Annotated in this window: 7 protein-coding genes and 1 pseudogene; all 8 read right to left on the bottom strand. The window is 57.9% G+C overall.

The window, feature by feature from the left end; translation table 11 throughout:
- Window positions 1–151: 151 nt before the first annotated feature.
- Window positions 152–577 (bottom strand): annotated as a pseudogene (locus DPV74_RS35195) (putative type VI secretion system effector); the annotation flags it as partial.
- Between the two features lie 10 nt (window positions 578–587).
- Window positions 588–1,322 (bottom strand): putative type VI secretion system effector, encoded by a 735-nt coding sequence (locus DPV74_RS35200; protein ID WP_081085520.1) that lies wholly within the window; start codon window positions 1,320–1,322, stop codon window positions 588–590.
- Between the two features lie 10 nt (window positions 1,323–1,332).
- Window positions 1,333–2,061, bottom strand: a complete 729-nt coding sequence (locus tag DPV74_RS35205; RefSeq protein ID WP_374709013.1) for a putative type VI secretion system effector — start codon at window positions 2,059–2,061, stop codon at window positions 1,333–1,335.
- Between the two features lie 10 nt (window positions 2,062–2,071).
- The gene (locus DPV74_RS35210; RefSeq protein ID WP_226161282.1) at window positions 2,072–2,809 is read right to left on the bottom strand and encodes a putative type VI secretion system effector; all 738 of its coding nucleotides are present in this window, start codon (window positions 2,807–2,809) and stop codon (window positions 2,072–2,074) included.
- Window positions 2,809–5,640, bottom strand: a complete 2,832-nt coding sequence (locus DPV74_RS35215) for a T6SS effector BTH_I2691 family protein (protein ID WP_119338870.1) — start codon at window positions 5,638–5,640, stop codon at window positions 2,809–2,811. Before DPV74_RS35215 ends, DPV74_RS35210 begins: the two co-directional genes overlap by 1 nt.
- Before the next feature lie 5 nt (window positions 5,641–5,645).
- On the bottom strand, window positions 5,646–6,665 hold the full coding sequence (locus DPV74_RS35220; RefSeq protein WP_119338871.1) for a DUF4123 domain-containing protein: 1,020 nt from the start codon (window positions 6,663–6,665) through the stop codon (window positions 5,646–5,648).
- A gap of 5 nt (window positions 6,666–6,670) precedes the next feature.
- Entirely contained in the window at window positions 6,671–9,202 is a 2,532-nt protein-coding gene (locus DPV74_RS35225) for a type VI secretion system Vgr family protein (RefSeq protein WP_060173852.1), read from the bottom strand.
- 237 nt (window positions 9,203–9,439) lie between these two features.
- A partial coding sequence (locus tag DPV74_RS35230) for a hypothetical protein (protein ID WP_240440081.1) occupies window positions 9,440–9,748 on the bottom strand: 309 nt, incomplete at its 5' end.

Below are 9,748 nucleotides of genomic sequence, written 5' to 3' on the forward strand. Positions count from 1 at the left end.
CTTCTGCTCCGCCGTCCAGCGCCGCCGGCGCTCCGGGCCCGTCAACACTTCCATCACTTCCTGCCTGGTGTTAGTCAAAAACACAGTCTTATGCCTACCCGTTATTGTAAGTGGGTGACTGTGTCCGGCGTTTCAGGGGGCTGCTCCAAAATGCAATCCCACCCCATTTAAATGAAGCACGATAGTGAGCAAAGCGCCCCCGACTGCAATGCGGGTGGAGCGTCACAATCTTGTCGGAAATCCTTCGGATGCCAAATGCTTGCCAAGTGTCCCCCCAATATTCTGCTACAACCTCAACCTCGTCACCTTCGGCAAACACCGACCACCAAACCCACGCCTTCACCGGCTTACCATCGAGATCAAACTCAAGCAAATCGGCTTCCTCAGTGGTGTCCATTGCCATACCGCTCAGTCCAACGGCAACTCCACCCAAACCAGCCAAACCAGCCGCGATAGCCGTTGTGCCCATCTTGACGCGATCAGCATCACCAATCAGGAAATCCCGGCTGCAACGCGACTTCCGCAGGTTGCCAATGCGCCCATGAAGCAACCGCATCTGATATGACGGCGGACTCATTGACAAATGATCAATAGCGAAAATACAAAACTCCTAACGCATCTGGCTCGCCCGACTTCTTTCCATTTTTTGTAACTTCAGGAAGGTCAATATCTCTCACATCCTTCCAACCAAATCCCGCAAAAATATTCTCTGCAAGCCCGACGAATCCCATGAATTTTCGCGCAATCCGGAAGGCAATAATTCCGTATACCGCTGCTGCCGCGAATCCCCCCATCGCAAGTCCGATCGAGAGACCCACCCAATCCGTCTCCGATCCATATTTAAAGAAACCATACGAAAAACCAAATAAAAACAACACGCCGATCAATGCCATTGAAATTTTTAACCATAATTTCAACGCCGAACGGTAGTGTGCGTTCCGACCACGGCTGCAATGCGGATGCAGTGCAACGATCTTGTCAGAGAGTCGCCGAACACCGAATGCCTGCCACGTGTCACCCCAACGCTCAGCAACAACCTCTACCTCATCGCCCTCCGAAAACACCGACCACCAAACCCATGCTTTAACGGGCTTGCCATCGAGTTCGAACTCGATCAGATCGGCCTCTTCGGTGGTGTCCATTGCCATGCCGCTCAACCCGACTGCAACACCACCCAGACCGACCAAGCCTGCCGCAATCGCTGTCGCGCCCATCTTGGCACGATCAGCATCGGTAAAGAAGAAATCCTGGCTGCAACGCGACTTCCGTAGATTGCCAATGCGTCCACGGAGCAACTGCATTTGATCGGACAACATACTCATCGACGAACAATCAGTAGCGGAAATACAGCACACCCAATGCACCAGGGTCACCCGGCTTCTTTCCTTTCTTCGTGATGGCAGGGAGATCGATGTTCTTCACGTCCTTCCACCCGAACCCTTCAAAAATCCCTTCAGCAAGGCGGACGAAGCCCATCATCTTCCGTGCAACACGGTAGGTAACGAATCCATAGCCCAGCGCTGACACCGAAGTTCCAAGCAAAAGTGCTATAACCAAGTTCTCAACAGGGATACCACCTCTAAATATCAAAAAACACGCCGATATAAAATACAAAACAACCATGGCCGATACAAAAAATATCCCGCCCCATTTAAATGAGGCACGATAGTGTGCGAGGCGACCACGACTACAATGCGGATGGAGTGCAACGATCCTATCTGAAAGTCGCCGAATACCGAATGCCTGCCACGAGTCGCCCCAACGCTCAGCAACAACCTCTACCTCATCGCCTTCCGCAAATACCGACCACCACACCCAAGCCCTCACCGAATTCCCCTCGAGATCAAACTCAAGCAAGTCGACCTCTTCGGTGGTGTCCATTGCCATGCCGCTCAACCCGACTGCAACACCGCCCAAACCGACCAAGCCTGCCGCGATCGCCGTCGCACCGATTTTGGCGCGATCAGCATCACAAAAAAGGAAATCCCAGCTGCAACGCGACTTCCGCAAGTTACCAATGTGCCCTTGAAGCAGCTGCATCTGATGTAATGACATACTCATCGATAGGTCGTCAGTAGCGGAAATACAGAACCCCCAAGGCACCCGGCTCACCGGGCTTCTTCCCCTTCTTCGTGATCGCAGGAAGATCGATGTTTTTCGCGTCCTTCCAACCAAATCCCTCAAAAATCCCTTCAGCAAGACGGACGAAACCCATCATCTTTCGTGCGACACGATAAGTAATAAATCCATACCCTAGCGCCGAAACTAAAGTTCCCAGAGTACATGTTATGATTAAATTTACAATCGGAACGCCACCCTTAAAAATAGCAAAGCACGCCATTATAAAATATGCCACGATCATCGCTGCCGCAAAGAATAACCCACCCCACCTGAACGACGCCCGATAGTGAGCAAAACGACCGCGACTACAATGCGGGTGGAGTGCCACAATCTTGTCAGAAAGTCTCCGTATACCGAATGCCTGCCAAGTGTCACCCCAGCGTTCAGCAACAATCTCTACCTCGTCGCCTTCCGTAAACACCGACGACCAAACCCAAGCTCTCACCGATTTCCCATCAAGCTCAAACTCGAGCAAATCGGCTTCTTCTGTGGTATCCATTGCCATACCACTCAATCCGACGGCAACGCCACCCAAACCAACCAAACCTGCCGCAACGGCCGTCGCTCCCATCTTGGCGCGATCGGCGTCGCTAAAGAGGAAGTCATGATTGCAGCGCGTTTTCCGAAGATTTTTAATAAATCCACGAAGCAATACTGTAGAAGATACTTTATCTTTATCCATATTCATCAGACACCGTTATCGGGCTTCAAACCGATACTGGCAAGGGCCTTCTCAAATTCTTCATGTTGCTTATCGATCGCCCATGGCGGACTATCCGGGCTCTTACCAAACGCACATTTCTCGAACCATGTCTGCAGTTCGTTATCTGAGAAATATGCGATCAAAAGCTGCAGCACCACTAGCGCCACAGCAACCTCCCAACCCGCCAGGAACAAAACCACACGACCAATCGCCAAAAGGCCAACGCGTTCAGTGATGATAATTCCGGCCTCCTCGGCTGCCACTCCGATTGCCCTCTTACCAATTTCGTTAGCCGCTTGCCGTCCTGTAGCCGTGCCTGCAGCTATTGCGCTCGACCGAGCGGTAGCGCCTGCAATGCCAGCGCCTACCTTCCCGATAAATACCACGCCACGCCCGCCTGTAATCCGAGCGACTAGTGGTGCAGACGATGTCAATGCCGTGAGAAAATTTGCCGTCGTCACCCCAAAACCAATCGTTGCCTTAAAAAAATAGGCTACTGCTGCGGAATACTGATTTTTCCCCGTGCTTTCGAAGGCCTTCCCAAAATCCAGCACCATCCCAATCATCGACGACGCCCCACCAAAATACCCCGTAATCGCCTTCAGATTGGTCAACGTCCGCGCCGCATCCTTCGCCAGCCCCGTCATCAGCTTTGTCGACGCCTGCAGACACGCGGACATCGACGAGAACCCTCCCGCCACCAGCATCGCGTAGTCCTCGCCCTTCTTGTCCGCTTTCGCAAGCGCACACCCGAAGCTCAGCAATTCGATCACGGCCAAGGTACCGCCGATCCGCACGCCTAGATTGACGGCCTTGCCTTCCTGCGTCAGCTTGACCGCATTCCACTTCGCACGATAGAGCTGCCCGCCTTCGTGTTCCGCGAGCGACTGCATCGTCCTCACGAACGCGTCCTGCGCCGCAATGCCCTGGCCGCGCAACGCCCGATATCCCTGCTGCAACTTCAGGCGCAAGTCAGGCTCGACCTTGACCGCCTGCCTGACGAGATCGATCGTGTCCGCCTTGCTGATGCCGACGCGCAACATCAGCGCACCGCGAATCATGAAAGTGCCCGCACAGTCCCCCAGCACGCCCAGCCCCGTCCACTTGAACAGCGCGTTGCCCATCGTGATGACGAGGCCGTCACCTTGAATACTCTTCAAGTACTTTTCCGACACCGATATCGGGTTCTGATGCTCATGAACCTCGGTCATCTTCTCCCGAAAATCGACGAAGTTCTTCAGTTGCTCCAGCACCTTGCCGATCTTGTCGGCAATATCGCTGACCGGATCCGCCTTGGTCGTCTTGTTCGCGATCGCCTGTGCCAGCAGTTCCTTGATCTCGGCCTTCGGATGCTTCTGGTTGTAGGCGAACGCACGCCACACGAGGCTGGTCGGCAATGTCGGATCCATGTTGTTGACCAGATCGTAGACGACGGCCGCGCCGCGATCTTCCGACGGCAACCCGTTGATCGCCTGAACGATGACCTTCTCGAATGCCCGACCGTCGTCCGCGTTCTCGTCGTGATAATCGTGCAACGCCGCGATGAACGTGGGCGCCTTCAGCCACGCCTTCACGTCGGGCGTACGCCGGGCCTGAATCGCCTTGACCGCGTCCTGAACGGACTTGAACCACGGCCGGAAATCCCCGAGCTTTCGAAGATTCAGTTTGTCCTGGTACTTCGGCCACTCGGCGTCGCCGATCGTCTTCGCTTCTTCGGGGCTGATCACGCCCGCTTCCTGAATCCGCCTGTCCGACGCCGCCTGCTGCTCCGGCGAGATGACGGCATAACTCGGAATCCCGTCCATCGCGCCGGGATTGTTCAACATGCCTTCCCAGCCCGCCCGCAGCGCGGACCGCATGCGGCTCTTGAACGCAACCGCGCCGTTGCGCACGGCGACTTCCGCCGCATCGATCGACAGCATCGCGTCGATCTGCGTGCCCTGCTCCTTGACATACAAGGACAACATGCTGCCTGCGTCGTTGCGAAAATCGTTCAGTTCGTGCGCGTTGCCGATACCATCCCACAAGGCCAGCATCATCGGCGGATGAGATTGCCCCTTGCCGGTCGAGCCGATCGAGTTCATCAACTTGACCAACGCTTCGCTCGTGGACAGCGGAGAGGCCTGACGGATATGCAACGGATACCGGGTCGACTCCCGGCCCATCAGTTTCGGATCGTAGGCGCCGGCCTTGTCGGTCAACGGCTGATCCTTCGGATCGAGCAGCTTGGGATCCAGACCCGGCATGTACTCGACGACATCATCGATACTTTTTCGGGTTGCGACGACTGCATGCCTTTGCGGATCGTTGCCGCCGTTGATCCATTTCGACGGCTCGATCCACTGCATGCGCTGTTCGAGCAAGGCAGGATTTGCCTCGTACCGCTTGAACGTATCCTCGATCCATGCGTGTTCCGAGAACGCGATGTAGACACGGCCCGTGCATTTCTCCGGACGCTCGATCGCGATCACGTCCATCGGTACCGCGATCGCACATTGGGCGCACGCAGGATGCGTGGAAGGCTTGTCGGGCAGTGGGCGCGACTGCTTCCACAAGCGGCCGTCTCCCGTCACCTTGTATACCTCCCACCGTTTGGGACCTCTCGCACTCTGGACATAGTAGAGGTACAACCACCCGTCCCGGAGCGTGCGCAACCCATAACGATGCGTCGTCAACGGAACATCCGTGACACCTTTCCCCCCAATTCCGTCCGGCAATCTTGCAGGAACGGTATTCGGCAAAACCGTGTAGCGGACGGGAAGGATCGCCAGCCCGGTCTTCTGGCAATTCGCGCATTCTTGTTCAGTAGTCGCCATTTCCGTTATTCGTATCTCGTGTCAGTCGTCGACCGGCTTGACTCGGCGGAAGACAACGCCCTCTCGTCATACCACGCACCGCGTCGAATTTCGTCGATTTCGCCAGGCTGGAGGTGGCCGATCGCTGCGGTATAAAAATCGTCGGGCGAACACTGTTGCAACGCCTTCGCAACCTCGGGATGCCGGTCGAACCAGGGATGCCAGTCAAGCGCATGTCCGATGAATGCAACCAGGTCGTCGCGATCATGCAGCCCGTATTGCTCCGCACGCGCGGCGGCAGCAACGGCCACATCCACTTCCGCGGGTACAGGCTGACGGCCTGCCGCCAATGCATGCAACGCGAGTGCGCGGTTGACGAGACCATGACGATGCACGCCCGGCCATTGCGCCTTCGCGAGCGAAAATGCCCGACTCGATTCCGCGTCCCGGCCATACGCGCGCGGCTTCGCACATGCATCAAGCGCATGCCAGACCTTGGCCGGCCCGAGCAGATCCTGCTGCTGCCGTTCGGTCAACACTGGCCAGATCAGGCCCAGCGCACGCGTGTCGTAGAAACGCAGCGCACATAGGCGCCCTCGCTCGTCGTACTGCAGCACCTGCCTCGACCAGTGCTCGGCGACTTTGTCAGGCGACGCAGAACTTGCCAACCATCCGCCGATCCGCTGCCCGAGGCCCTGTGCCATCGACGCGGGACGCCTGTCTTCGAACGCGAGTCGCACACTTTCTTTCAGAAGCGCGGTGCCAGCTGGCGAAGACAGATCCAGTTCAACGAGGTAGGGCCGGTGTTCATCCGGATAGGCGTCGTGCGCGATCGTGACGACCGTGCGCGTCAACTCGCAGAACACCGAGCCCTCCTCGCTCGGCAAATCGCGCTGGGCCGGGTCGACGACCAACAGGCAGTGCATGTCCGGTTGCTTGTCAAAATAAGCACGCAGCACACTCACCGTCGTATCGATTGCCGCTGCCTCGCTCGACAAATCCACGCCTTCCTGACGCTCTGCGTCGCGGTGGTTCGGACGACTCATGACGACTACTCCAACACGACGCTCGACGCGCTGTCGGCCGATGCCGACGCGGTCTTCCACGCACATCCTTTCTGCACACTCGCAATCGGCGAAGGCAGACGCATCGATGACGCACCCGGCTTGTCCCACGATGCGCATTTTTCGAGAATCTGGCCACTGGTTCCGTTCTCGATCAAGTCGGGCGTGATCTTGATATACGACCCCCCAGCGCCGATCCAGATCTCCTTTTCGGCAGAGATAACGACACGTCCACTCGAACTGGTGACCGTCACGTCGTTGAGCGCGGTGAGTTTCATCTCGTCGCTCTGCGCCTGAATCTCGACCTTGCCCTTGGACGCGAACAGCTTGATCCCCGCGTTCTGCGCGAACAGGCTGATCTTTTCCATCACACTCGCGATCAGCGATTTGCCGGCGGCAACGTGCGTACTCCTGCCGCTCACGATATTGACTTGCTGGTTTGCCGTGAGCTGCGCCGAATCCTGTGTCGACACGCCCACGCCGGCCGGACTTGCGATCAGCATGATCGGCGTCGAGAACCCGTTTGCGCTACCGGTGCCGCCACCTCCCGTCCGCCCGCCGCTGCCGGCGCCTCCCGCCACGTTGTATTGCGTGGCATCGGTAAATCGCTTCAGTGCGTCGTGCCCTTCCTCCAGGCTTTCGGCCTGATTTGCGGCGCTCGCCTGAGACGTCAGTTCCACCACGCTTTCCGCGCTTGCCAGTTGCTCGGACGCCGCGGTCACGTTCAGCGGCTGGTTGACCGTCGCAGAATGTGTCGAGACGAACAGCCCTTGCCCCGCGCGAATGGCGCCATAAGCGTCCGACTTGAGGTCAAAGCCGCTGCCGAGAAATGCGCCGCGCGTATTCTCCGTATGCTGGATCAGGTAGCCGAGGTGCAGATGCGACTGATAGCTGCTCGAATAAAGATGAACGCGATTCTGCTGCGTCGAATCGTCCATCACGAGCTGGTTATAGCCGGTGCCGCCGTACTCGCGCGACCGATAGCCCGACAGCAGGCCGTTCGTATGCCACACCGGTTGCGTTGCGCCGCCGTACATCCTCGCGATAATGACGGGCCTGTCGCAGTCGCCTTCCATGAAACCGACGACAACTTCATCCCCCTTGCGCAGCGGCTGAATGCCGCCGCGATTGGCGCCCGCGTCGAGAAACGTCGGACGGACCCAGCATGACGCACGCTCGTCCTGACCGTTGCGGCGGTTCCAGTGAAACCACACCTTCACCCGGTTCAGCGAGTCGGTGTAGACCTCTTCGCCGCCCGGCCCGGCAACGATCGCGTTCTGTAGCTGCATGACCGGCTTCTTGTGATCGAACGAACTGCGAAACGGCACATTGCGCGGTTGCGCCTCGACCTGCACCTGAAAGAAGCCCTCGCTGCCATCGGCGTGGTGCACCGTTGCACCGGTCTTCGCCTTTGCGATTTCCGCGGCCAGCCCGTCGGGGAATGCCTCGACCCCGTCCAGACCGGGCAGATTGTTGCTGATCAGCCAGTCGACACCGAGCAACACGAATTCGCGATCCGGTTGGCTCCCCGCGTCATGGACCGGATGGCCACGAAGCTCGAAACGCCTTCCAGGCATCGCACAGCGTAAAGCGCCAACGCCATGAAAGCGCTTCATCCGCGACATCCTCTCCTCGAGGCGGATCCGTGCGAGACGCTCACCCTGCTCCCGATCCGACCACATGTACGCACCGGGGTAGTCGTAGATCTCGCCATCCGTCGGCAGATTGCCGTGCACATCGGTCACCCCCTGGACCTGCCGGGGAAGATCGGGCCGCTTGTAGTCGAATGAGCGTGACGTCAGTTGTGCGCTCTCGATCTGGAGCTGCTCCTTCCATTGCGCGAATCCGTCCAATTCGCCGCCAATGTCCATACGACCGAACTGGACAACGGATTGCCTCAGCGTCGGGACGAAATAGGCGTCGTCCGTGACAACCATCATGTGGGAACGGCCGTTCTCCGCCTGCTCGAAGTAGGGAAACACGCCTGCTTCTTCCATGCTGCGGTGAACAAAATTGAGGTCGTATTCCCATTGCACGCGATTCGAATACGACGGCAGCGGCTTGTGCACGTCGAAACGGAATGCGCCCCGCGCCTGCGGGTGTTCGTTGAAGACGTCGGTCAGAATCTGCTCACCGTTCTGCTCCTGCCAGTCCCGCATGTCACGACGCAGGCACAGAAAATAAAGCCACGAGGAAAAAGCGAGCTTGTAATAGGTGAGCGGGCCGTCCGCCCCCAACCGGCTGAACCGGTGGACATAGCCGTGGATCGGCATGTATGAACCGTCGACCTGCTGAATCCACAGTGTGACTGGCTTGGCGAGCAGTGCTTTGAGTTCGATCTGCCCGCCGCGGGCCGATACGACGTCGATCACGAACTCATAATCGCGCCCCAGCCTGGCGGTGCCCTTGACGTAAAGCGGCAGCAACCAGTCAACGCCGAGCGGCGTATCGAGTTTGATCAGTCGATTGTATTGCGCGTCGCCGAGACGCAACGCCTTATAAAGTGCGGTGTTGCTCACGCAGCATGCCCTCGGTTGTTATTCAGGCGGGATTTCTGCCGAGCGAATATTATAAATGCCTTTCACCGCAATTCGATAGACAGGAAAACGTATGGTTTCGTCAAATCGAAGATTACCGCGCAACACTCTTACTGCAATAAGCCCCCAAAAAATACAGTAAATATTACTTATCTCGCGAAGCCAAACGAGAAATAATTACCCAGCTGAACATCATTTCGCAAGAATGCCATCCGTACGCTAACCCACCTGCGAAACGGCAATCGCGAGCCCGACCACGAGCCACTGCACGATCGCGACGAGCACACCGGCCCGGCACAGCCCGACCGCGCCGCGCACGCGTGCGTCGAGCGCACGTCCGGCCTTCGACGCGTCGATCCAGCCGAGATCGGCGAGCGCGCGGTCGAGCGCGGCGAGGGCGTCGTCGACCGATGCGTCGCCGGCCGCCGCGCGTGCAAGCGCGGCGAACAGCCGGCGGTCGATCTCGATCCGCACCGCAACCCACAGCGCCGCGATCCCCGACCCGGTGCTGACGACGGCCAGCAGCAC

It is taken from the genome of Burkholderia sp. HAN2018, assembly GCF_024704855.1.
GTDB lineage: Bacteria > Pseudomonadota > Gammaproteobacteria > Burkholderiales > Burkholderiaceae > Burkholderia > Burkholderia cepacia.